Source organism: Halomonas terrestris, assembly GCF_049166755.1.
In the GTDB taxonomy this organism is placed as follows: Bacteria; Pseudomonadota; Gammaproteobacteria; order Pseudomonadales; family Halomonadaceae; genus Halomonas.
Window position 1 is genome coordinate 44883 of sequence record NZ_JBMHFZ010000013.1, and the last position, 23552, is coordinate 68434.

The window sequence follows — 23552 nt, forward strand, 5'->3', positions numbered from 1 at the left end:
GTCGTGGATCAGGCGAAGGACGCCGCATGGGCGTCGAGTTCATCGGCGGTCAGGGCGAAGACCCCCTGGCCGCCGCGCTCGAATTCGAGCCACAGGAAGGGTACCTCCGGGAAGGCCGCCTCCAGGTGGCGGTCGGAGTTGCCGACCTCGACGATCAGCACGCCGTCGTCGCTCAGGTGGTCACGGGCCTGGCGCAGGATGCGTCGCACGATATCCAGGCCATCGCTCCCCGCGCCCAGCGCCAGTGACGGCTCATGACGGAACTCGGCGGGCATGGTGACCAGGTCGCGGGCATCCACGTAGGGCGGGTTGGAGACGATCAGGTCATAGCGCCGGCCGACGAGTCCCTCGAAGAGGTCGGACTCGACCGCCCTGACCCGCTCGCCGACATCGTGGCGGGTGATGTTGGCCCGCGCCACGGCCAGGGCCTCGGGGCTGATGTCGGCGAGGTCCACCTCGCAGGTGGGCAGGTGCAGTGCCGTGGCGATGCCGATGCAGCCCGAGCCGGTGCACAGGTCGAGCACCCGGGCCGGCGGCAGCGCGGGGAACCAGGCGGCAAAGCCGTGCTCGACCAGCTCGGCGATGGGTGAGCGCGGAATCAGCACCCGCTCGTCCACGCTGAAGGGAAAACCGGCGAAGAAGGCCTCGCCCAGCAGGTAGGGCAGCGGGCGACGGGTTTCGATGCGGGCCCGCACCAGCGACACGATACGCGCACGCTCCATGGGCAGCAGCCGCGCATCGAGCACCGCCGGGTCGACGTTCCAGGGCAGATGCAGGGCCCCCAGGGTCAGGGCCACCGCCTCGTCCCAGGCAGAGTCGGTGCCATGGCCGTAGAAGAGCCCGGCCAGATGGAACTCGCTGGCGGCCCAGCGCAGGCAGTCACGCAGGGTGATGAAGCCATCGCGAAGCTCGCTGTCGGAGAGCTGGAGCGTGGAGGTGGAGGCGTCGTTGGAAGCGGCCACGTGACATCCTGTGGTTGACGGTTGCGGGCGGCAAGAGAAGGCCGATTGTACCCGGCCGAGCGGTTCACAGCCACGCTCGACTCGCTATACTGGCGCTTCCCGATCCAGCCCGAGTGCCCAATGAGCCGAAACCGCCACCACCCGGATGACGACGACATCGATGCCTTTCGCCAGGTCCTTCGCGAGGCCGGCGTGCGTCCGATCGAGACCAACCGTGCCGATCCGGGTCGTCGTCGTCGCCCCGACCCTTCCGCCGCCGAGCGCCGAGCAGCGGCGACCGCCGCTCGCGACGATCACGGCACGGGCCGGACATCCGACGGCCGGGTGGAACCGGTGCGCCCCTCGGAGCCGCTCGACTTCGCCCTGCCCGACCTGCCCTGGCGAACCCGCAGCCAGCTCAAGCGGGGCAGGATCGCCTGGGAGGTCGGCCTCGACCTGCACGGTTACACCCTGGAGGAAGCCCGGCGCGAACTGGAGACCTTCCTGCGCGACGCCGCCGCCGAAGGCCGGCGCTGCGTGCTCGTGGTGCACGGCAAGGCCTGGGGCACCACCAGCGATTTCCCGGTGATCAAGAGCCACGTGAACGCCTGGCTCAGGGAGTGGCCCGGGGTGCTGGCCTTCTGCTCGGCCGCCGCGATCGACGGCGGCACCGGGGCGGTCTACGTGCTGCTGCGACGGCGCGGCTGAGGACCACCCTCGGGATCGCCCGCCCCCGGCTCGCCGGGCGGCTTCGGCGACTCCACCACCAGTGCCTCTCTGCTGCCCCATGCCTGCTGCTTGCGGCCCTCGTAGCTGTCGAGCGCCTCCATGGCCAGCCGCTGGCCCAGGCGGATCAGCGATTCGGCACGATGGAACTCGTAGGCGCCGCACACCGTCTTGGGCACCTCGATCAGCACGTCGGGGGGATAGCCGGCTACCTTGTACTTGGCCAGGGCCGCCTGGGTGATGTCGAACGAGGCCAGGATCATGTCCAGCCGACCCCAGGCGCGACGCCCGATGGCCTGCTCGTCCTCCTCCTCTTCCTCCGGGGGGCTGGCGGGGCCGAACCCGTCGAGCAGCCGGCGCGTGGTCTCGCGTACGCCCTCCATCCACCCGGTGAATGGCTGCCCCACGATATCGCGGCGGGAACCGTCGTGCGGCTCCCCCTCGTCCGGTTCATCATCCGCCAGCAACTCGTCCAGCGTCACCGGGCGTGGGCTGTGCGCGGTGGCATTCACCGCCAGCACCAGGTCGGCATGGGCCGAGACGATGGGAATGATCGGCAGGGGATTGAGCAGGCCGCCGTCCACCAGCACCTGATCGCCACGGTGTACCGGCGTGATCACCCCGGGCACGGCGATGGAGGCACGGATCGCCTCCAGCAGCGGCCCGCTCTGGAACCAGACCTCGCGCTGGCGTACCAGGTCGGTGGCCACGGTGGTGACCGGGATCGGCAGCTCCTCGATGCGGGTGGTGCCGATCAGCGACTCGAGCTTGCTCATGACCTTGCTGGCGCGCATGGCCCCCATGGGACTCCAGGTGACGTCGACCAGCCGCAGCACGTCGAAGTAGTCGAGCCGACAGACCCAGTCGCGGTACGCAGGCAGCTCCCCCGCCGCATGGATGCCCCCGACCAGGGCACCCATGGAGCAGCCGGAGATCGCCACGATCTCGTAGCCCCGCGCCTCGAGCACTTCGATGACCCCGATATGCGCATAGCCACGGGCACCACCGCTGCCCAGCACCAGCGCCACCCGCTTGCCGCCCTCCCGCAGGGCCACACGCCGCGCACTCATCGAATAGCCCTCCCCGTGGATCGCCTCATGTCCTGTTCCAGTCGACGATGACCCGGGCCACGCCCTCCACGGCACCCGGCTCCAGATGCAGGTGGTGGCCCCCCGGCAGCACCCGGCGGTCGAGCCGTGGCACCGCGGCTCGCGCACGGGACGCCGGCTCGCGACTGCCGAGGATCCCTGTCTCCCCCTCCACCAGCAACACCGGGCATTCGATGGCGCCGAGCATGGCGAGGGCCTGAGCGCGGTCGAGCCTCACCGGCGAGGGGCGCAACAGACGCCCATCGGTGCGCAGGGCCAGGTGTCCATCCGTCAGGGGCTCGAGATTGCGCCTCACCAGCGGTTCGGCCGTCTCGGCGTCGATGGGGGTGGCCCCGCCGGCCACCCGCGCAGCGACCGCGGTCCTGATATCAGGATAGCTCGGTGGCGGCGATACCGTGCGGCGATGCGCCAGCAGTCCCTTGCGCAACTGCCGCGGCGCCTCGGCGGCTTCGGTGGTCACCGCGCCCAGGCCATCGAGCAGCATCAGGCGGTCGATGCGCTCGGGCAGGGCCGCGGCGGTCAGGCAGGCGACGCCGGCTCCCATGGAGTGGGCGAGCAGGGTCGCCCGCTCGAGCCCCAGGTGGTCGCAGGCATCGAGCAGGTCATGGCAGTAATCCCAGAGGGCGTAGTCACGCCCGCCGGTCAGGTGCCGAGACAGGCCATGGCCACTGAAGTCGATGGCCACCACCCGGATACCGAGCCGCTCGACCAGGCGGGGGGCCAGTCGCGAGAAGCTCGCCGCATTGTCGAGCCAGCCGTGGAGCGCCAGCCAGGTCGGAGCGCGTGCGTCTCCCCAGCTCAGGCCAGCCAGCCTTCCCTCGGCAAGGTGCAGGGGGCGTGAATCGATCATGGTCATTGGTCCAGCAGGGTGTGGAGAGTGGCAAGCAGGGCCTGACGGGTCTCGTCGGGATGCTCCATGGGAAACATGTGGGACCCGGGCACCATGGACACCGGTATCCCGTGGCGTACCAGGCGCCGGCGTCGACGTGGCGTGATCAGGTCGGAGTCGACGCCGGCGAGCAGCCCCACCGGCACCGTCAGCCGCCGCGGCAGGCTGCCCAGGTGATCGGGCAGATGGCGGAAGACCTCCACCTCGACCTCGGGATCATAGACCAGCACGGCCCGACCATCGTCGAGCAGCCGCGTCCCCCCCTCGATGTAATCGCGCAGGGCCTGCTCGGTGAAGCGCCGGAACAGCCCACGGCGACGCAGGTACTTGCCCATCGCGTCGCGATCGGGCCAGATGACGCGCCGCCCTCGGGTCTTGCCGGCCGGGGTGACCCGGTCGACGAAGCCGAAGCGCTTGGCCGCCTTCATGGCCCAGGCATCGAGGCCGAGCATCAGCGGCGGGTCCAGCATCACCACGCAGCGAAAGCGCTCCGGGGCGGCCTCGGCGGCCATCGCCATCAGCACACCGCCCATGGAGTGCCCCACGCCGATCACCGGCGCCTCGTGGCCGACCAGGTATTCGAGCAGCTCGTCGCGCAGCGCCAGCCAGTTGTGGCCGACGGGGAAGTCGGGATGATGCCCGAGGCGATCCAGCGGGTGCAGGTCGAAGCGCTCGGCCAGGGGGGCCAGGAAACTGCGGTAGCTGATCCCCGGGAAGCCATTGGCATGGGCGAAGACCAGGGTGTCACGGTCGGGAGGAGGCATGGGCATGGCGGCGCGTCCTGACTAGCGGTAGCAGACTAACGGGTTTACCATCGAAACGACAGGATAACGCAGAAAGCAAACACTTGTTTCATCCTCGCCCCATGAATCCTCACCTGGAGTGACCGTGCCCAAGCCCCGCGACACCCGCCTTCGCAATCGCCTCTTCTTCGTCACCGTGATCGCCGCCATCGTCGTCGGCCTGTGGCTGGCGCGCTGATGGGGCTGCTCGAGGTCTTTCTCGGCACCCTGGAAGTCACCCTGCCGGTCTTCGCCATGGTGTTCGTCGGCCTGGGCCTCAAGCGCTTCGGCTGGATCGACCAGGCCTTCATCTCCACCGCGTCCCAGCTGGTGTTCAAGGGCACCATGCCGGCCCTGGTCTTCCTCAGCATCATCAAGGCCGACCTCGATGCCACCCTCAACCCCAGGCTGCTCGGCTTCTTCGCCCTGGCCACCCTGGGCAGCTTCCTGCTGAGCTGGGGGTGGGCGCTCCTGCGCGTGCCCTACGAGGAGCGTGGGGTCTACGTCCAGGGCGCCTTTCGCGGGAACGGCGGCATCGTTGCCCTGGCACTGGCCGCCGGCATGTACGGCGATTATGGGCTCTCCGCCGGCGGGCTGCTGCTCGGCGTGGTGATCCTCGCCTACAACGCCCTCTCGGTGATCGCGCTGGCCAGCTACCAGGAGGGCCAACGGACCGACTGGCGCAGCATCGCCGTGAATATCGCAAGGAATCCACTGATCCTGGCCGTGGTGGTGGCCGTGCCGGTAGCGGCACTGGGGCTGGGCCTGCCCGGATGGCTGATGACCACGGGTGAGTACTTCGCCTCGCTGACCCTGCCACTGGCGCTGATCTGCATCGGCGCCACCCTGTCGCTGGGGGCGATCCGCTCCTCGGGGCGGCTGGCCACGGGAGCCAGCCTGATGAAGATGGTCACGGTGCCAGTACTGGCTACCGCAGCCGCCTGGCTGGTGGGTTTCGAGGGCCGCGAACTGGGCCTGCTGTTCCTGTTCTTCGCCAGTCCCACGGCCGCAGCCAGCTTCGTGATGGTCAAGGCCATGGGCGGCAACGCCACCCTGGCCGCCAATATCATCGCCCTGACGACCCTGATGGCCAGCCTGACCATCACCCTGGGCGTCTTCGGCCTGAAGGCCGCCGGGTTGATCTAGGCGAGGTCCACCGGGGACGTGAAACGCACCAGCCTCGCGCAGCCGGCGGCCAGCACATCGGCCTCCAGCTCGGCCACCGCGGCGGTGGGAAAGCCATGACCGCGCTCGGCTCGCCCTTCCACCAGCAGCCCCGTGAGAGCACCGACCAGCGGCATGTGGCTGACCACCAGCAACGGCCCGTCCCCCTCCTGCTCCAGCAGCCAGTCGACCACCGCCGCGGGTGGGTCGTCGGGGGTGATGATAGACAGCGACTCGATCTTGCAGCCCAGGGTCCCGGCGACCAGCTCCGCGGTCTGTTGCGCACGCACATAGGGGCTCGCCAGCAGTCGCAGGCGGGCAACCGGGAGGTCATCCCGGCCTGCCAGCCAGCCGGCCACGCGAGTGACCTCTCGCCTGCCCTGCGCGGTGAGGGGACGCTGCGGATCCGGGTGGCCCGGCGCCGCCTCGCCGTGACGCATGATCAGCAGCCGCTCAGCCATCCTGCACCCCGGAGTCCCGATGGGCCTGCTGCACGTCCTCGCGGGAGAGGATGAACTCCACGTCGCTGCTCTGCTCGCCGAGCATCAGCATGCGCGCCATGTCGCGAGCCGGCACCCCCTCGAACAGCACCTGGTAGAGCCCCTCGGCGAGCGGCATGTAGACGCCGTCCTCGCGCGCCTTGTCGCGCACCAGCCGCACGGTGTTGACCCCCTCTGCCACCTGGCCCAGCGCCTCGACCGCCTCGTCCAGGGTACGGCCCTCGCCCAGGGCATAGCCCACGCGGTAGTTGCGCGAGAGGTTCGACGAGCAGGTGACGATGAGGTCGCCCACGCCAGCGAGGCCCAGGAACGTCATGGGATTGGCGCCCTGATCCACGGCGAAGCGGCTCATCTCGGCCAGTGCCCGGGTCATCAGCATGCTGCGGGTGTTCTCGCCCATGCCCAGTGCCGCCGCCATGCCGGCGGCGATGGCGTAGATGTTCTTGAGCGCCCCGCCGAGTTCCACCCCATGGCGATCATTGCTGGCGTAGACCCGGAAGTAATCGCAGCCCAGCGCCGTCTGTACGCGAGTGCGCGTCTCGGGGTCGTCGCTGGCGACCACCGTCGCGGTGAGCTGCTTCTGGGCGATCTCCGAGGCCAGGTTGGGGCCCGAGATCACGCCGACATGGGTGAAGCCGGTCTCCTCCTCGAGGATCCGGCTCATCAGCTTGAAGCCGTCCTCCTGGATACCCTTGGTGGTACTGACCAGGATCTGGTCGGCGTGCAGCCAGGGCCGCGCCTGGCGCACCACGTCACGGAACGCCTTGGAGGGAATGGCCACCAGCACCAGGCCAGCGCCTTGCAGCACCTCGGCCATGTCGGTGGAGGCCACCACCGAGGGATTGATGGCGTAATCGGGCAGATAGCGGCCGTTGCGGTGCTCGAGGTTGATCTGGGCGGCCAGCTCGGGGTCGCGCAACCACTGGCGCACCTCGGCGCCATTGTCGGCAGCGATGCTGGCGAGTGCAGTACCGAAGCTGCCGCCCCCCAGCACCGCCACCCGCATCGGATCTTCTGACATGATCGTCCCTGGAAGTAGGCTGTGGGGAGAAGTGTAACGAAAAACGCCCCGTCGAGGGGCGTATCCTGGTGAAGCGGGCTCCCGGGCCGGCGTCTCGGTCCGGGAGGATCGCCTCAGTCGATCAGTGACAGCAGGGAATCGATGCTCTCCCGGGCGTCGCCGTAGAGCATGCGCGTGTTCTCCTTGTAGAACAGCGGATTCTCGATCCCCGAATAGCCCGTCCCCTGGCCACGCTTGCAGACGAAGACCACCCTGGACTTCCACACCTCGAGCACCGGCATGCCGGCGATGGGGCTGTTGGGGTCCTCCTGGGCGGCGGGGTTGACGATGTCGTTGGAGCCGATGACGATCGCCACGTCCGTGCTCGGGAAGTCGTCGTTGATCTCGTCCATCTCCAGCACGATGTCGTAGGGCACACGAGCCTCGGCCAGCAGCACGTTCATGTGCCCCGGCAGGCGCCCGGCCACCGGGTGGATGGCGAAGCGGACCTGCTTGCCCTGGCTGCGCAGCTTGCGCACCAGCTCGCTCACCGCATTCTGGGCCTGGGCCACCGCCATGCCGTAGCCCGGCACGATGATCACGCTGTCGGCGTTGTTCAGCGTGCTGGCCACGCCGGCGGCATCGATGGCCACCTGCTCCCCCTCGATCTCGGCCGCCGGTCCCTTGGTGCCACCGAAGCCCCCCAGGATCACGCTGACGAAGTTGCGGTTCATCGCCTTGCACATGATGTAGGAGAGAATCGCCCCGGAGGAGCCCACCAGGGCACCGGTCACGATCAACAGGTCGTTGGAGAGGGTGAAGCCGATGGCCGCGGCCGCCCAGCCCGAGTAGCTGTTGAGCATCGACACCACCACCGGCATGTCGGCCCCGCCGATGCCCAGGATCAGGTGCCAGCCGATGAAGAACGACAGCGCCGCGAGCAGCAGCAGCGTCCAGAAGCCGGCGCCCGAGACATAGGCGACCGCCAGCACCAGGCAGAGCACCACCGCCGCGGCATTGAGCATGTGGCCGCCGGGCAGCTGTCGCGGCTTGCCGTCGACCTTGCCGGCCAGCTTGCCGTAGGCGATGACCGACCCGGTGAAGGTCACCGCGCCGATGAAGATGGCGAACACCACCTCGAGCTGCAGGAACATCAGCTCGTCGGGTGCCTTGGTGGCCACCAGGGCGGCGAAGGCCGAGAAGCCCTCGGTCGATGCCTCGGCTGCCCGAGCTGCCATCACGCGACGTCGCTCCAGGTCGGCACTCCAGGCCACGAAGACCGCGGCCAGGCCAACGAAGCTGTGCAGCGCCGCCACCAGCTGCGGCATCTCGGTCATGGCCACCCGCTTGGCCACCTGCCAGCCGACCACCGCCCCGATGATCACCATCGGTATCATCCACCAGTAGCCGCCGATTCCCGGCCCGAGCGCGGTGAAGAACACCGCCACGGCCATGCCGACGATGCCGTACCAGACGGCCCGCTTGGCCTTCTCCTGGTTGCTCAGCCCTCCCAGCGAGAGGATGAACAGTACACTTGCCGCGATTGCCGCGGCAGAAACGAATCCTTGACCCAACATGTCGCTGTCTCCGCCGCTCAGGATTTCTGGAACATGGCCAGCATCCGGCGTGTCACCAGGAAGCCACCCACGATATTGATGGTTGCGATCAGCACCGAGATCGCTGCCAGTATCACCACGATGGCGCTACCCGAACCGATCTGCAGGATCGCCCCCAGGATGATGATGCCGGAAATGGCGTTGGTGACCGCCATCAGCGGCGTGTGCAGCGAGTGACTGACGTTCCAGATCACCTGGAAACCGACGAAGCAGGCCAGCACGAAGACGATGAAGTGCTGCATGAACGAGGCCGGCGCGATCTGGCCGAGCAGCAGCATCAGGGCGCCACCCACACCAAGCAGCGTGGCCTGTCGCTTGGTCTGGGCCTTGAAGGCGACATGCTCGGCGGCACGCTTCTCCTCCGGGGTCGGCGCCTTCTCCTTCGGCTTGGGCTTGGCCGCAGCGATGGCCTGCACCTTGGGCGGCGGTGGCGGAAAGGTGATCTCGCCCTGATGGGTGGCCGTGGCGCCACGGATCACGTCATCCTCCATGTCATGCACGACCACGCCATCCTTCTCGGGCGTGAGGTCGGTGAGCATGTGGCGGATGTTGGTGGCATAGAGCAGCGAGGACTGGGTGGCCATTCGCGAGGGGAAGTCGGTATAGCCGACGATGGTCACGCCGTTGTCGGTGACCACCTTCTTCTCGGCCTCGGTCAGGTCGCAGTTGCCGCCCTTCTCGGCGGCCAGGTCGATGATCACCGAGCCCGGCTTCATGGCCTTGACCATGTCCTCGAGCCACAGCTTGGGCGCCGGCCGCCCCGGAATCAGCGCCGTGGTGATGACGATGTCGACGTCCGGCGCCTGCTCGCGGAACAGGGCCAGCTGCTTCTCGCGGAACTCGGGGCTCGAGGGCGCGGCATAGCCGCCTGTCTCCGAGCCGTCCTGGCTCTCGTCGAAGTCGAGGAACAGGAACTCGGCCCCCATGGATTCGATCTGCTCGGCGACTTCGGGGCGCACGTCGAAGGCACGCACCACCGCCCCCAGGCTGGTCGCCGTGCCGATGGCCGCGAGGCCCGCCACCCCGGCACCGACCACCAGCACCTTGGCCGGCGGCACCTTGCCGGCGGCCGTCACCTGGCCGGTGAAGAAGCGCCCGAAGTGGTTGCCCGCCTCGATCACCGCCCGGTAGCCGGCGATGTTGGCCATGCTCGAGAGCGCATCCATCTTCTGGGCGCGCGAGATGCGCGGCACCATGTCCATGGCGATGACCGTGGCTCCCTGGGCCCGGCACATCTCCAGCAACGCCTCGTTCTGGGCCGGCCAGAAGAAGGCGATCAGCGTCTGCCCCTGGCGCAGGCGAGCGGCCTCCTCCTCGGAGGGCTCACGTACCTTGATGACCACTTCGGCCTCGTTCCAGAGTGCCTCGGCCCCATCGACGACGGTGACCCCCGCCTCGCGGTAGGCATCGTCGTCGAAGCCTGCGGACTCACCGGCCCCGCTCTCCACGAGACACTCATGGCCCAGTTTCTGGATCTGCTGCGCGCTCTCCGGGGTCAGCGCGACACGCGCTTCCCCCGCGGCACTCTCCTTAGGTGCGCCGATCTTCACGTTTGTTCTCCTCGATGCAGGCTGCCGGGCAGGCGATCCTCGACGCCCGGGGCGTCGAGGATCGTCTGCTGTGAACCAGAACGTTATAGAGCAGCACACCGTGGCGAACGGATCAAGGCCGACGCGACAGCCTGTCGCGGCCAGGGAGCCGAAGCGTCGCCCCCGGAAACGACAACCCCGCCGGCATCCAATGCCCGCGGGGTTGGTGAGCACTTACCGGGGCGGGAAACCCGCCTCTCGACATCAGGCGGTCAGCAGGCCGTTGAGACGCCGGACATAAGCCGCCGGGTCGTCGAGATGGCCACCCTCGGCGATGATCGCCTGGTCCAGCAGCACATGAGCCAGGTCGTCGAAGGCCTCGCCTTCCACTCCCTCCAGCCGCTCGACCAGCGGGTGCGCCGGGTTCAGCTCGAGGATCGGCTTGACCTCGGGCAGTGGCTGCCCGGCGGCCTCCATGATGCGACGCATCTGGTAGCCCATCTCGTGCTGCGGCAGCACCACGCAGGCAGGTGAATCGGTGAGGCGATGGGTGACCCGCACCTCCTGGGCCTGCTCGCCGAGCGCCTCCTTGACCCGCTTGACCAGGGCCTCCTTGGCCTTGGCGGTCTCCTCCTGGACCTTCTTCTCCTCCTCGCCCTCGACGTCACCGAGGTCGAGATCGCCCTTGGCCACGTCGGCGAACTGCCTGCCCTCGAACTCGGTCAGGTGGCTCATCAGCCACTCGTCGATGCGATCATGCAGCAGCAGTACCTCGATGCCCTTCTTGCGGAAGATCTCCAGGTGGGGGCTCGACTTGGCCGCGTTGAAGCCCTCGGCGACGATGTAGTAGATCTTCTCCTGTCCCTCCTTCATGCGCGAGACGTAGTCGGCCAGCGACTGGTCCTGGGTGGCGCTGTCGGTGTGGGTGGTGGAGAAGCGCAGCAGACCGGCGATCTTCTCGCGGTTGGCGTAGTCCTCCGCCGGGCCCTCCTTGAGCACGCTGCCGAAGGTGTTCCAGAAGGTCTGGTAGGCCTCCTTGTCCTTGGCCAGCTTCTTGAGCATGTCCAGGGCCCGCTTGGTCAGGGCGGACTTGATCTTCTCGACCTTGGGATCCTGCTGCAGCAGCTCCCGGGAGACGTTGAGCGACAGGTCGCGGGTGTCGAGCACGCCCTTGATGAAGCGCAGGTAGAGCGGCAGGAACTGCTCGGCGTCGTCCATGATGAAGACGCGCTGCACGTAGAGCTTCACGCCGCGGGCGCCGTCGCGCTCATAGAGGTCGAAGGGTGCGCGGCCGGGCACGTAGAGCAGGCTGGTGTACTCGAGCTTGCCCTCGACCTTGTTGTGGCTCCAGGTCAGCGGATCGCTGAAGTCGTGGGCCACGTGCTTGTAGAAGGCCTGGTACTCGTCGTCGGAGATCTCGCTCTTGGGCCGCACCCAGAGGGCGGTGGCCTCGTTGACCGTCTCCCAGGTCGTGGTCTCGCTGCCCTCGATCTCCTTGCCCTCCTCATCGCGGGCCTTCTCGACCCTGGGCATGCGCACCGGCACCTCGATGTGGTCGGAGTACTTGCGCACCAGGCTCTGCAGGCGGAAGTCGTCGGCGAACTCGCGGGCATCCTCCTTCAGGTGCAGGACGATCTCGGTACCATGGGCCGGGCGTTCGATATCGGCGACGGTGAACTCGCCCTCACCCTTCGAGTGCCACTCGACACCCGCGTCGGTGGCGCTACCGGCCTTGCGCGTGCGCACCGTGACATCGTCGGCGACGATGAAGGAGGAGTAGAAGCCGACACCGAACTGGCCGATCAGCCTGGCATCCTTCTGCTGCTCGCCGGAGAGCTGCTTGAGGAACTCCGCGGTACCGGAGCGGGCAATGGTCCCGAGGTTCTCGATCACCTCGTCGCGGCTCATGCCGATGCCGTTGTCGCGCACGGTCACGGTGCCCGCCTCGGCATCGTGGTCGATCTCGATGCGCAGCTCGCTGTCGCCCTCGTAGAGCGCGTCGTTGTCCAGCGCCGCGTAGCGCAGCTTGTCGCAGGCATCGGCGGCGTTGGAAATCAGCTCGCGCAGGAAGATCTCCCGGTTGGAGTAAAGGGAGTGGATCATCAGGTGCAGCAGCTGCTTGACCTCGGTCTGAAAGCCGAGGGTTTCTTCATGCGTGGCAGTGGTCATGTGTCTCGGACCCTCATCGACATGTCAGGGTGGCGATGCCACCGGGTTGATCACTTGCGTCGATATGGGGACAGGGGCCGCCTTTTCAACCACCCGGCTGGGCGGCGCGTCGCTGGACGGGGTCGGCCAGCACGAAGTGCAACCGGGCCGTGGCCACCGGCTGCGCCTCGTCCTGCTGCCAGGCCGAGACCTGGACATTGGCCAGGCGACGGCCCTCGCGCAGCATGCGGCAGCGCGCCAGGGTGGGCACCACCCGCGCGGTACGCAGGTAGTCGATGGAGAGGTCGACGACGTGGGGCAGCCGCGGCGAACGTGTCGCCAGCAGCAGGTCCAGGGTCGCAGCGGTCTCCATGAAGGCGGCCACCACCCCGCCATGCAGCGCCGGCAACAGCACGTTGCCCACGTTCCCGGGTTCCGGCTCGAGCCGGAACAGCAGGCCTTCGCCATCGGGGTCGGGCAGCGCCGAGACGCCGATGCGTCGCGCATAGGGGATCAGCCCCAGCCAGGCGGCCACGTCGGCATCGGCCCGGGTCCTCTCCAGCCACTGCACGTCGTCGAAGCCTTCAGGCATGAGGTGCCTCCTCCGAGAACAGCGCCTCGGCCAGGCCGGGGGGCGTGTTGCGTGCCCCCAGGCGCATGAAGTTGCCGATCCCCCTGGCCACCGGGACCCCCTCCTCCTGCCAGAGCATGCCCTCGGTGAAGACCACCGAGGCGGTGACCCGGACCACCCGGGCTTCGGCGAGGATCGCCCTGCCGGCTACCGCGGGGCGGAAGTGATCGATGCGCAGGTCCAGGGTGGGACATACCTCCGGTGCCGGCAGCGCACGCAGCACCGCCGAGCCACAGGCGGTATCCAGCAGCATGGTCAGCACGCCACCGTGCACCAGGCCACGCTGGCTGTCGCCCAGCAGGGCATCGCACCACGGCAGGCGCATCAACGTCCGCTCGGCCGTCACCTCCAGCACCTCGAGGCCCAGCTCGCGGGTGTGGGGGATCACCGTCACGAAGCGGGTCAGCGCCCGGCGCCAGGCTTCCGGGGAATGATCGGGATGGGGCGTCACGCCGGGTTCCTCCTGGAATTCCAACAAGCGTTTGATACGGTCACTGCCAGCCTAATCCCCCCTCCCCCGATACACAAGGTGGCCAGCTGCCGACGGTGTGCACTCTTTCCCCCTTTCCCCCTACCCAAGGGCTCATGGATAAGCCAGGATACGGTGAGTTGGTGTTTGCTCACGGAGGCCTCCCCTATGCGCCATCGTCACCCCCTCATGACGCGCGGCGTCCGGCGCGTCGGCTCCCTGCTGACCGCCCTGACACTGTCACTCCCCCTGTCACTATCGCTGGGAAGCCCCATGGCCCTGGGCGACGACCGTGCCATGCGCGACGCCCTGGAGGCCGCCCGCAACCAGGAGTGGCGGAAGATCGACCAGGCGGCCATCGAGGGCCACCCGCTGGCCGGCTACGTGGAGTACCACCGCCTCCGCGAGCGTCTGCCCCAGGCCGAGCCGGGCCAGGTGCTCGACTTCATCGAGCGCCACGCGGATTCCCCCCTCAGCGAGTGGATGCGCGGCCAGGCCATTGCCCAGTACGGCCACGCCGGGCGCTACGGTAGCCTGCTGGCGGTGGCCGATGGTGTGCCCGAGGGGACCGCACGCCAGTGCTACTACTATACGGCCCTGCTCGGCTCCGATCCGCGGGCAGCCGCCGCCGGCGGCCGCGAACTGTGGCTCGTCGGCCGCTCGCAGCCGGACGCCTGCGACACCCTGTTCCGGGCACTCCGCGAGAACCACGAGATCGGCGAGCGTGAGGTCTGGGAGCGCAAGATGCTCGCCTGGCAGGCCGGCGAGAGAGGATTGCAGGCCTACCTGGGCAGGATGCTGGGCAGCCGCTGGCAGGAGGGCCGGGATGCCCTCGAGCGGCTGCAGAAGGACTATGCCGCCATCACCCGGGTGCCTCGCTGCATCGGTCCGGATTGCCAGGGCAGCAGCGCGCTGTTCGCGGCCGCCATGCATGGTTTTACCCGCGCCGATACCGAGGCCGCGCTGGAGGCGTGGCGCAAGGTCGCCCCGCACCTGGAACTCGACGCTGCCAGTCGTCGCGGCATCGAACGCGACCTGGCCTTCTACTCGCTGGTGCGGGACATCCGCCAGAACCGCGGCTGGGTCGACGAGACCCTGGTGGGGCTACCCGACGCCGAACTGCTCGAGCTGCGGGTGCGTACTGCCCTCGCCGAGCGCGACTGGCGAGGCGTCGTCGACTGGGTGCACCGCATGCCCGACGAGCCACGCCAGGAGGCCCGCTGGCAGTACTGGCTGGGCCGGGCGCTGGAACAGCTCGGCGACACGGCCACGGCAGAGACCGCCTATGCGGCCGCGGCCGGTGGCCGCAGTTTCTTCGGCTTCGCCGCCGCCGACCGCCTGGGCCGACCCTACGCCCTGAACCTGGAACGCAACGGCTTCGACGACAGCTTCCGTGAACAGGTCGCCCGCTGGCCGGCCGTGCAGCGCACCGAGGCGCTGGTGCGCATCGGCGAACAGGGCCTGGCCAACAGCGAATGGTACGCCGCCGTGGCCCGGGCCACGCCCCGGGAAGCCCGTGCCCTGGCCGACCATGCCCAGCGCCGGGGCTGGCACGCGAAGCTGGTGCAGACCACCATCACCGGGCGGATGTGGGATGCCCTGGACTGGCGCTTCCCCGAGGCCTACCGCGAGCACTTCCTGCACTGGGGCCGCGAGACCGGCGTCGACCCCTACCTGCTGATGGGCATCGCCCGCCGCGAGAGTGCCTACAACCCCGAGGCGCTCTCACCCGCCGGCGCCCGCGGCCTGATGCAGCTGATGCCGGGCACCGCCACCCAGCTCAGCCGCCAGCTCGGCATCAGCGACCCGGGCCCCTACGGCGTGCTCGATCCGCAACTCAACATTCGCCTCGGCAGCACCTACATCCGCGACATGCTCGACCGCTACCGCGGTAACCGCCTGGCCGCCACCGCCGCCTACAACGCCGGCCCCGGGCGCGTCGACCGCTGGTTGCGCGACGCCCCGGAGGAGTTCGACCTTTTCGTCGAGAGCATCCCCTTCCGCGAGACCCGCAACTATGTGCAGGCGGTGCTCGCCTACCGGGCGATCTTCGAGAGCCTGGCCAACGGCGGCAACAGCGAGGGGGTGGCGATGCTGAGCCAGGCGGAGAAGTCGGTGCGTTACGATCGCTCGCTACTGGCCCGCAACTGACCCGGACTTCGCCGGGAGCTGGAAGGTATAAGCCTGAAGCTAGAAGAAAACCCTGGATCCGAGGGCTGGAGGAAACACATCGCCTTTCAGCTTCCAGCCGCAAAGCGGCGCTCTTCCAGCTTCAAGCTCCCGGCGTTAGCCGGGCTGGCGCTCCAGCGCCAGCTTGACGCCGAAGGCCACCAGCACCCCGCCGGTCACCGCGTTGAGCCATCTGGCGAAGGCGCGGCTGGCCAGCCAGCGCCCGGCGCTCCCCACCATCAGCACGATGGCGATCTGCCACAGGTTGGCGATCACGAAGTGCACGCCCGCCAGCCACAGCGACTTGAGCAGCGCCGGATCCCCCGGGGCGACGAACTGGGGCAGGAAGGCCATGTAGAAGACCACCGTCTTGGGGTTGAGCACGTTGGACAGGAACCCTTCCCGCAGCGGCTGCCATGCCGGGACGGCGCTGCGCCCGGTGTCGACGCCGGCGACCGGCAACCCCCGGCCCCGGCGGGCGGCGAGCAGGCTGCTCACCCCCAGCCAGACCAGGTAGGCGGCGCCGGCCAGCTTCAGCAGGCCGAAGGCCCAGGCGGACTGCAGCAGGATCAGCGAGATCCCCAACGCCGAGACGGCGGCATGCACGAAGAGCCCGGCGCAGATCGCCAGGCTGGTGAGGATGCCGTCTCGGACGCCGCCACGGGCGGTATTGCGGATCACCAGCAGGGTATCGACACCCGGGCTCATGGTCAGCAGGGTGATGGCCACCAGGAAGGGCCAGAAGTGCGCATCGATGAACATCCAGGGACTCTAGCAAGGGATCGGGAAGGCGGCCGACAGGTGCTGGACGCGTGTGGGGTTTCCATCTACAGTGAGCTTGCGGGCGGTTGCAACGTTCCCCTGCGACAGCCCGATTGACGCAATCGGGGTGACGGTGCAACATCCGCTGCGTTGGTCAGCAAGTAAAAAGTCGTCAGTTGTACTTCGATTCCTTCGATACACCCAGTGCGAACTTCTTCCTTGTCTTGCCCACGCACTTGGGGCGCTCGATACGGCATCGTGTGCCCGGCACGATCATTACAGTATGTTAAGGAAATCGACAATGGCAACTGGCACTGTCAAGTGGTTCAACGACACCAAGGGCTACGGCTTCATCTCTCCGGACGACGGCGGTGATGACCTGTTCGCGCACTTCTCCGAGATCCAGGCTGAAGGCTTCAAGACCCTGCAGGACGGCCAGAAGGTCACCTTCGAGGTCACCCAGGGCAAGAAGGGCCTTCAGGCCTCCAACATCCGGGTCGCCAACTGAGGGAGCCCTCCCTCGCGCCCCGGCGTTGCAGCTGGTTGCCGACCCCGTCTGAGGACGACATCGCCAATCGGAGTGCTGCAGCCCGCAACAGGAAGGCCCACCTCGAAGGTGGGCCTTTTTCGTGGCGTCCCACCGGGAGCTCGACTCACTCCTCGATCTCCATGGGCTCGAACTCGATCCTGTCCTGCTCCACTTCCTCGAACTGCTCTTCCAGCTGGCGCTGGGCTTCCTCGAAACGCCGCTCCTGCTCCTCGATGATGGCATCGATATCACGGCTGGTGGGCTCGCCGGCCTGGGCAGCCTCCTCGTCCAGGCGGGTGTCGCCCGGCTCGCCCAGGGGATCGCCGGAAGCCTCGAGGTCGAGCGGATCGTCCATGGGCTCGAATTCGGGCGTCTCCTGCTCAGCCTCCTCGAACTGCTCGTCGATGCGGCGGCTCGCCTCCTCGAAGCGGCGCTCCTGCTCCTCGATGATGGCGTCGACATCATCACGGGTGGTCTCCCCGGGGAGCGACTCGTCGTCTCCCAGGGTGCTGTCGGGCGACTCGCCGAGCGTTTCGGCATCGGCATCCAACTCGGGCTCGCCCTCCAGCGTCTGATCGGTGTCGGCGGGCGGAGGCGGCTCGGCGGCGGCGGGCTCGTCGTCGTCCATCTCGGCAGCGGGCGCCTCCGCCTCCCGGGTTTCCTCGGCCTCGGCGGGATCTGACGCGTCATCGCCGTTACCGCAGCCGGCAAGTCCAAGGGAGAGTGCCAGGACAGCCACCAGAGGTATCCAGGGTTTCATCGCCATCCTCTGTCTCCTGAAGAAAGGGGGACATTGCACCAGAGCGTCGACCGGCTCGCAAGACGGGGCCGGGATTCAGGTGGCGAACAGCTGGCCGGCGATGTCACGGAACGCCTTGAACTCGATGGCGTTGCCGCTGGGATCGCGGAAGAACATGGTGGCCTGCTCGCCGGGCTCGCCGCGGAAGCGGATGTAGGGCTCGATCTCGAAGCGCACCCCGGCGCCGGTGAGCCGATCGACCAGCGCCTCCCAGTCCGCCATCTCCAGCACCACGCCGAAGTGCGGCACCGGCACGCCGTGGCCGTCCACGGGGTTGCGGTGATCGTCGATGCCCCGCTCGCCCAGGGCCGGATTCAGGTGACAGACGAACTGGTGGCCGAAGAGGTTGAAGTCGACCCAGCTGTCGCTGGAGCGGCCTTCCGGGCAGCCCAGCAGCTCGCCATAGAAGCGTCGGGCCTCGGCCAGGTCACGCACCTGTACGGCGAGGTGAAAGGGGGTGAGCATCGCGGTTCCTCCAGCAGTGGTCATGATTCGTGTTCTCCATCATGCCGCGGTACAGCCTGGCTGGCCAGCCCGGCGCGGTCGGGGCCGGGCAAGGGACAGCCGAGGGTCCAGGCCACGGCTTGCAGCAACTCCGCCTGTTCGGGCGCGACCCGTCCATCGTGTTCCACGCATCGCGTCATGGCCGCCAGCAACGATGCCCGCTCGGCCTGGACCAGGCGGACCAGCCGTTCCATGGCCCAGTCCAGGTCCGCCGCCTGGGCCGGCTCGGGCACGAAGCTCAGCTCGACCCCCAGGACATCGGCAGCCCGGTCGACCGCGCACCGGGCTGCCTGCCGATCATGGCCGGCCAGCGCCAGGGTCGAGAGCAGCAGCGAGAGCGGCCCCGCCAGTTGTCCCGGGTGACGGTCGCGCCGGGCCCTGCGCTCGCCCTCGATACCCTGGATGACCAGCCGGTGCAGCGCCCACTGCAGGGCGCCCGGACGGGTCTCGATCGCCATCAGCCGGACGAGGCAGGCACGAAAGCCGGCGAACTGGGCGGCGGAGAGCTGGCGCAGTACCGGCAATGCCAGCTCGATGAGCGGCAGCCGGTGCCCGGGGGCGAGTCGCGCCAGGGGCTCGGCGAGCCGATCCAGCTCGACCAGCACCTCGGGCAGCGCCTGGCTGGCCAGGGCGAGGCGCTGGCTCTCGTGACTCTCCGGGTCGGCGCCCATCAGGATACCGTAGACCAGGGCCCGGGCAGCGAAGGGCTCATGGGCGGCCTCGATCAGCTGTGGCTCGATCGTGGCGAGCCGGGCACGGGCCCGGGCAATGTCATGCGCATCGGGCCGGCCGACGCTGGCCACCACCGCGGCGGCCAGGGCCGCACCGGCGGTCGTCGGGGGCTCGGGCTCGGGGGGCGCTGCCGGGCGGGTCGTCGGCGTCGGCAGGCTTCCGTCCCAGTGAGGCAGCACCCGGCGGATCCGCTGCTCCAGCGGCGGGTGGGTCGCCGTCAGCCGGCTCATGGCTGCCACCCCGCGGCCGAAGTAGAGATGGCTGAACTCCTCGGCATTGGCGGCGCCGAGTCGGGAACCGGCCGAGTGGGCGGCGAGCTTCTTCAATGCCCCGCCGATGCCGTCGGGGTTACGGGTGTACTGCACGGCGCTGGCGTCGGCAAGGAACTCGCGCTGGCGACTCACCGCTGCCTTGATCAGGTTGCCGCACAGGGTACCGACATAGCCCACCGCCATCAGTGCCGCGCCCAGCCCCAGCACCACGGCATGGCCATTGCCGCGCCGGGAACGAACGCGTCGCCTCGACCCCAGCGCGGCGCCACGCAGCAGCATGTGGCCGATCAGGCCGATTACCAGGATGCCGTGGAGCAGTGCCACCAGGCGAAGGTTGAGGCGCATGTCGCCGTGAAGGATATGGCTGAACTCGTGGGCGATCACGCCCTGCAGTTCGTCGCGCCCGAGGGTCTCGATGGCGCCACGGGTGACGCCGATGGCCGCATCATGGGCATCATGGCCGGCGGCGAAGGCGTTGATGGCGGGATCCTCCAGCAGATAGACCGACGGTACCGGCATGCCGGCGGCGATGGCCATCTCCTCGACGACGTTGAGCAGGCGGCGTTCGTTCGCGTCACGGGTCTGCAGGTTGAGCGGCCGCCCTCCCAGCGCCTCGGCCACCGCACTGCCACCGGCGCGCAGCTGAAGATGGCGTCCCAGGCTACCCACCGCCACCACCAGGATCACCGCCGCCGCCACGCCACCCAGCAGGCGGGGGGACAGGGCGCGTGCCAGGGGGTCGCCGCCGGCCTGGCCATCGAGCACCACCACCGCCAGGGCCACGACCAGTGACGCGACGACGATCAGTGCCACCACGGACAGCAGCAGCAGGCCGACCAGCCGGCCGGTCAGCCGCCGGGCATGATCCTGGGCCTCGAAGAAATCCATGCTGCAGGCCCCCTCAGAAGCTTACGCGGGGCGCGGCCTGGATCTCGGCGCTGTCCTCGAACTCCAGCAGCGCGGCGTCCTCGCGATGGCCCAGGGGGCCGGCCAGCAGCACCGCAGGAAACCGCTGCCGGTAGGTGTTGTACTGCATGACGGCATCGTTGAAGGCCTGGCGGGCGAAGGCGACCCGGTTCTCGGTGCTGGTCAGGGTCTCGCTGAGCTGACGCATGTTCTCCGAGGCCTTGAGGTCGGGATACGCCTCCATCACCACGTTGAGGCGGCCCAGCGCGGCCCCCAGGGCACCCTCGGCCCCGGCCAGCTCGGCCATGGGCCCGGGCTCGCCAGGGTGCGCAGCGGCGGCCCTCAGACCGGAGAGGGCGACGTTGCGCGCCTCGGTGACCGCCTGAAGGGTCTCGCGCTCGTGGCTCATGTAGGCCTTCGCCGTCTCCACCAGGTTGGGAATCAGGTCATAGCGGCGCTTGAGCTGCACTTCGATCTGGGCGAAAGCGTTGCTGTAGCGGTTCTTGAGCGTCACCAGGCGATTGTAGATGGCCACCCCGTAGATCAGCAGGAAGGCCACAACCACCAGCAACACGATCGTCGTAAGTCCCATTGTCAGCTCCTTGTGCGAGGGAAGGCTGGTCCCGGAATCATGACCTGCATCAAGGCCATGATCATAGCCGACTCATGCCGCGATGCGGGGTTGATGATATATTGGTGCCGCCCCGACCGGACGCGCCCCGTCTCCTAGGCTAGCAGGATGGCGAATGCGGGTCGCCGCCGGGATGTTCGACGGATCTTCCAGGGAGCCTGACTTGGCCGAGCAATTCCGGGACTTCGCCCACGCCCTTCTCCATGCGCTGCGCAACCTGCTGCCGATCATCGTGGTGGTGGTGGCCTTCCAGGCCCTGCTGCTGCGCGAGTGGCCCGAGGGCGGCGTGGGCATGGCGATCGGCCTGGGCATCGTTGCCGTGGGGGTGGCGCTCTTCCTGCAGGGGCTGGAGCTGAGTATCTTCCCGGTGGGCAAGCGGCTGGCCAACCAGTTCGCCCGCCGCGGCTCCATGCCGCTGCTCATGGCCTTCGGCTTCGCCATCGGCTTCTCGGCGGTAGTGGCCGAGCCGGCGCTGATCGCCGTCGCCGAGCAGGCCAACGAGATCAGCGACGGGCGCATCGAAGCCCTGACCCTGCGATTGATCGTGGCCGCCTCGGTGGGCCTGGTGATGGCGCTCGGGGTGTTCCGCGTGATCCTGGGCCACCCCCTCCACTGGTACATGATCATCGGCTACGTGACGGTGGTGCTGGTGACCTTCTTCGCCCCGGAGGAAATCGTCGGGCTGGCCTACGACTCCGGCGGCGTCACCACCAACATCGTCACCGTGCCGCTGATCGCCGCCCTGGGTATCGGCCTGGCCGCTTCCATCCGCGGCCGCAACCCGCTGCTCGACGGCTTCGGCCTGGTGGCACTCGCGGTGATGGTGCCGATGATCAGCGTGCAGCTCTACGGTATCCTGGTCTACGCCGACCCGGGGGAGGTGGCCAACGGCGCCGCCCTGGTCGCCGCCGCCAGCGATACCGAGGCCCCTTCCGGCCTGGTCACCATGATCCTCGACCTGTTCGGCATGCTGCGCGACGTGCTGCCGATCATCCTGGTGATCCTGTTCTTCCAGTACGTCGTGCTCCGGCACCCGCTGGCCAGCCCGCTCAAGGTGGGCGTGGGCTTCGCCCTGGTGATCGTCGGGCTCTACGCCTTCGTGGTGGGGCTCAAGCTCGGCCTCTTCCCCATCGGCCAGAGCATGGCCGAGCAGCTGATCGGCTTCGACAGCTGGCTGTGGGTCTACCTGTTCGCCTTCGCCATCGGCTTCGCCACCACCATGGCCGAGCCGGCGCTGATCGCCGTGGGCCACCAGGCCGAGGAGGCCGCCGCCGGCAAGATCCAGGGCAACGTGATCCGGATACTGGTCGCCGTGGGCGTGGCCATCGGCATCACTATCGGGGTTCACCGCATCATCAGCGGCGACTCCATCCACTACTACATCATCGGCGGCTACCTGCTGGTGATCGTCTTGACCGCCCTGGCGCCCCGCTACATCGTGGCCCTGGCCTTCGACCTTGGCGGCGTGACCACCTCCGAGGTGACGGTGCCGCTGGTCACGGCGCTGGGCATCGGCCTGGCCAGCCAGATCGAGGGCCGCAACGTGCTGATCGACGGCTTCGGGCTGATCGCCTTCGCCTCGATCTTTCCTATCGTGACCGTGATGAGCTATGCCATTCTGATGGAAGGAGTGGCGAGATATAGAGGCAAGACGACATGAAGTTTTCCCTGTTGGTCGCCATCGTGCCCGAGGAACTCGAGCAGGAGTGCATCGATGCCGCCACCGAGGCCGGCGCCGTGGGCATGACCCTGATGACGGGCCGCGGCATCGGCGGCGAGCGCAAGAAGACGTTCTTCGGCCTGACCTTCGAGGGCAGCCAGAGCATCATGCTGCTGACCCTGGAGAAGGGCCTGTCGCTCAAGGTGCTCAAGACCATCCGGCATGTCCTCAACCCCACCGGCGACGACTCCAGGGGCCTGGTCATGACGCTGCCGGTGGAGCATCTCGGCGGTATCGACATGTCACAGGTCAAGCGCTTCGAGGAACGGATCCGACACGACGTCTGACCCACTGCACGGAGAAACAAGATGCTGGTCAAGGACATCATGATGCGCGACGTGGTGACGGTATCCCCGTTCGCCACCCTGCGCGACGCCCTGGGGCTGATGAAGCGCCACAACCTCAAGTGCCTGGTCGTGGAACAGCAGGACCCCCACGACGCCTGGGGGCTGATCACCTACACCAATATCCTCAAGACCATCGTCGCCGAGAACGGCGACATCGACCTGATCAACGTCTATGACGTCTGCGCCAAGCCGGCCATCGGCGTCGGCGAGTCGCTGGACGTGCGCCACGTGGCCAGCCTGATGACCGAGAGCGTGGTCAAGCGGGTACTGGTGCTCGACGACAACCGGCTGGTCGGCCTGGTGACCATGGACGACATCGTCGGCACCGTACTCGACCTGATCGAATGAGGCGCCCGACCCTGCGACATGGCTGACTTCTTCACCTGGCTCGGCGCCGCGCTGGGCGATCTCATCCGCTTCGTCGTCGACCTGCTGACCGGCTTCTTCGCCAATCTCGGCGACTCCGCCCGGGGCTTCCTGCGGGGCCTCTCCGAATCGCTCGGCATCGCCCCCTCGCTGATCAGCCTGCTGGTGCTGGTCGTCGGCCTGTGGCTGCTGTGGAAGGGGCTGGGCGCCCTCCTGCGTCGCGCCCTCGTCGTCGCCCTGGTCTGGCTCGTGCTTGGCGCCACCGTGCTGAGCTGGCTGATCAACTGATCCGGCGGCGCTCTTTCAAGATG

Annotated in this window: 24 protein-coding genes; 8 read left to right on the top strand and 16 right to left on the bottom strand. The window is 68.3% G+C overall.

Annotated elements, in window-relative coordinates; genetic code table 11:
- Positions 1-8: 8 nt before the first annotated feature.
- The gene (gene prmB, locus ACOMD9_RS13235; protein ID WP_421415638.1) at positions 9-962 is read right to left on the bottom strand and encodes a 50S ribosomal protein L3 N(5)-glutamine methyltransferase; all 954 of its coding nucleotides are present in this window, start codon (positions 960-962) and stop codon (positions 9-11) included.
- Between the two features lie 120 nt (positions 963-1082).
- On the opposite strand from prmB, the gene ACOMD9_RS13240 reads away from it, so the two are divergent.
- On the top strand, positions 1083-1649 hold the full coding sequence (locus ACOMD9_RS13240; protein WP_421415640.1) for a Smr/MutS family protein: 567 nt from the start codon (positions 1083-1085) through the stop codon (positions 1647-1649).
- Here ACOMD9_RS13240 and ACOMD9_RS13245 read toward each other — a convergent pair.
- From ACOMD9_RS13245 to ACOMD9_RS13255, 3 genes are read right to left on the bottom strand one after another with little or no spacing between them, the layout of a single operon-like run.
- Positions 1622-2737 carry a patatin-like phospholipase family protein gene (locus tag ACOMD9_RS13245; RefSeq protein ID WP_421415642.1) on the bottom strand — a complete coding sequence of 372 codons (1116 nt, stop codon included), beginning with the start codon at positions 2735-2737 and terminating at the stop codon, positions 1622-1624. The two genes, ACOMD9_RS13240 and ACOMD9_RS13245, sit on opposite strands and share 28 nt — an antisense overlap.
- 25 nt (positions 2738-2762) lie before the next feature.
- A complete protein-coding gene (locus tag ACOMD9_RS13250; protein ID WP_421415644.1) occupies positions 2763-3626 on the bottom strand; it encodes an alpha/beta fold hydrolase in 864 nt (287 codons plus the stop codon).
- Positions 3627-3628: 2 nt separating this feature from the next.
- A complete protein-coding gene (locus ACOMD9_RS13255) occupies positions 3629-4429 on the bottom strand; it encodes an alpha/beta fold hydrolase (protein WP_421415769.1) in 801 nt (266 codons plus the stop codon).
- 216 nt (positions 4430-4645) lie between these two features.
- On the opposite strand from ACOMD9_RS13255, the gene ACOMD9_RS13260 reads away from it, so the two are divergent.
- Positions 4646-5593, top strand: a complete 948-nt coding sequence (locus tag ACOMD9_RS13260; RefSeq protein ID WP_421415645.1) for an AEC family transporter — start codon at positions 4646-4648, stop codon at positions 5591-5593.
- Here ACOMD9_RS13260 and sixA read toward each other — a convergent pair.
- The 7 genes from sixA to ACOMD9_RS13295 all read right to left on the bottom strand — a co-directional run bounded on the left by sixA (position 5590) and on the right by ACOMD9_RS13295 (position 13486).
- Entirely contained in the window at positions 5590-6072 is a 483-nt protein-coding gene (gene sixA / locus ACOMD9_RS13265; RefSeq protein WP_421415647.1) for a phosphohistidine phosphatase SixA, read from the bottom strand. The genes ACOMD9_RS13260 and sixA overlap by 4 nt on opposite strands.
- Positions 6065-7132, bottom strand: coding sequence for an NAD(P)H-dependent glycerol-3-phosphate dehydrogenase (locus ACOMD9_RS13270; protein ID WP_421415650.1), 1068 nt, complete (start codon positions 7130-7132; stop codon positions 6065-6067). Before ACOMD9_RS13270 ends, sixA begins: the two co-directional genes overlap by 8 nt.
- Before the next feature lie 113 nt (positions 7133-7245).
- Positions 7246-8688 carry an NAD(P)(+) transhydrogenase (Re/Si-specific) subunit beta gene (locus ACOMD9_RS13275; protein ID WP_421415652.1) on the bottom strand — a complete coding sequence of 481 codons (1443 nt, stop codon included), beginning with the start codon at positions 8686-8688 and terminating at the stop codon, positions 7246-7248.
- A gap of 17 nt (positions 8689-8705) precedes the next feature.
- On the bottom strand, positions 8706-10277 hold the full coding sequence (locus ACOMD9_RS13280; protein ID WP_421415653.1) for a Re/Si-specific NAD(P)(+) transhydrogenase subunit alpha: 1572 nt from the start codon (positions 10275-10277) through the stop codon (positions 8706-8708).
- A 243-nt stretch (positions 10278-10520) separates the two neighbouring features.
- A complete protein-coding gene (gene htpG, locus ACOMD9_RS13285; RefSeq protein ID WP_421415655.1) occupies positions 10521-12425 on the bottom strand; it encodes a molecular chaperone HtpG in 1905 nt (634 codons plus the stop codon).
- An 85-nt stretch (positions 12426-12510) separates the two neighbouring features.
- Positions 12511-12996, bottom strand: coding sequence for a PaaI family thioesterase (locus ACOMD9_RS13290; protein ID WP_421415656.1), 486 nt, complete (start codon positions 12994-12996; stop codon positions 12511-12513).
- Positions 12989-13486 carry a PaaI family thioesterase gene (locus ACOMD9_RS13295; protein ID WP_421415657.1) on the bottom strand — a complete coding sequence of 166 codons (498 nt, stop codon included), beginning with the start codon at positions 13484-13486 and terminating at the stop codon, positions 12989-12991. Before ACOMD9_RS13295 ends, ACOMD9_RS13290 begins: the two co-directional genes overlap by 8 nt.
- Before the next feature lie 186 nt (positions 13487-13672).
- On the opposite strand from ACOMD9_RS13295, the gene ACOMD9_RS13300 reads away from it, so the two are divergent.
- A complete protein-coding gene (locus ACOMD9_RS13300) occupies positions 13673-15655 on the top strand; it encodes a transglycosylase SLT domain-containing protein (protein WP_421415659.1) in 1983 nt (660 codons plus the stop codon).
- Positions 15656-15790: 135 nt separating this feature from the next.
- Here ACOMD9_RS13300 and ACOMD9_RS13305 read toward each other — a convergent pair whose 3' ends face one another.
- Positions 15791-16435, bottom strand: a complete 645-nt coding sequence (locus tag ACOMD9_RS13305; RefSeq protein WP_421415661.1) for a LysE family translocator — start codon at positions 16433-16435, stop codon at positions 15791-15793.
- Between the two features lie 301 nt (positions 16436-16736).
- Here ACOMD9_RS13305 and ACOMD9_RS13310 point away from each other — a divergent pair, with 301 nt between their 5' ends.
- Positions 16737-16943: a cold-shock protein gene (locus ACOMD9_RS13310; protein WP_086511600.1), complete on the top strand. Its 207-nt coding sequence runs from the start codon at positions 16737-16739 to the stop codon at positions 16941-16943.
- Positions 16944-17088: 145 nt separating this feature from the next.
- Here ACOMD9_RS13310 and ACOMD9_RS13315 read toward each other — a convergent pair whose 3' ends face one another.
- From ACOMD9_RS13315 to ACOMD9_RS13330, 4 genes are all read right to left on the bottom strand, one after another.
- On the bottom strand, positions 17089-17730 hold the full coding sequence (locus ACOMD9_RS13315; RefSeq protein ID WP_421415663.1) for a hypothetical protein: 642 nt from the start codon (positions 17728-17730) through the stop codon (positions 17089-17091).
- Positions 17731-17799: 69 nt separating this feature from the next.
- Positions 17800-18228 carry a VOC family protein gene (locus tag ACOMD9_RS13320; RefSeq protein ID WP_421415664.1) on the bottom strand — a complete coding sequence of 143 codons (429 nt, stop codon included), beginning with the start codon at positions 18226-18228 and terminating at the stop codon, positions 17800-17802.
- 20 nt (positions 18229-18248) lie between these two features.
- Positions 18249-20159 carry a M48 family metallopeptidase gene (locus tag ACOMD9_RS13325; protein WP_421415666.1) on the bottom strand — a complete coding sequence of 637 codons (1911 nt, stop codon included), beginning with the start codon at positions 20157-20159 and terminating at the stop codon, positions 18249-18251.
- A 13-nt stretch (positions 20160-20172) separates the two neighbouring features.
- Positions 20173-20769, bottom strand: a complete 597-nt coding sequence (locus tag ACOMD9_RS13330) for a LemA family protein (protein WP_421415668.1) — start codon at positions 20767-20769, stop codon at positions 20173-20175.
- Between the two features lie 202 nt (positions 20770-20971).
- Here ACOMD9_RS13330 and ACOMD9_RS13335 point away from each other — a divergent pair, with 202 nt between their 5' ends.
- Genes ACOMD9_RS13335 through ACOMD9_RS13350 form a run of 4 tightly spaced genes read left to right on the top strand, consistent with a single transcriptional unit; the run spans position 20972 to position 23529 of the window.
- Positions 20972-22468, top strand: a complete 1497-nt coding sequence (locus tag ACOMD9_RS13335) for a DUF1538 domain-containing protein (RefSeq protein WP_421415671.1) — start codon at positions 20972-20974, stop codon at positions 22466-22468.
- Complete coding sequence (locus ACOMD9_RS13340) at positions 22465-22815, top strand: P-II family nitrogen regulator (protein ID WP_421415674.1); 351 nt, start codon at positions 22465-22467, stop codon at positions 22813-22815. Before ACOMD9_RS13335 ends, ACOMD9_RS13340 begins: the two co-directional genes overlap by 4 nt.
- Positions 22816-22836: 21 nt before the next feature.
- Positions 22837-23223, top strand: a complete 387-nt coding sequence (locus ACOMD9_RS13345) for a CBS domain-containing protein (RefSeq protein WP_421415677.1) — start codon at positions 22837-22839, stop codon at positions 23221-23223.
- Positions 23224-23241: 18 nt separating this feature from the next.
- Positions 23242-23529 carry a hypothetical protein gene (locus ACOMD9_RS13350; protein ID WP_421415678.1) on the top strand — a complete coding sequence of 96 codons (288 nt, stop codon included), beginning with the start codon at positions 23242-23244 and terminating at the stop codon, positions 23527-23529.
- The last annotated feature ends 23 nt before the right edge of the window (positions 23530-23552 follow it).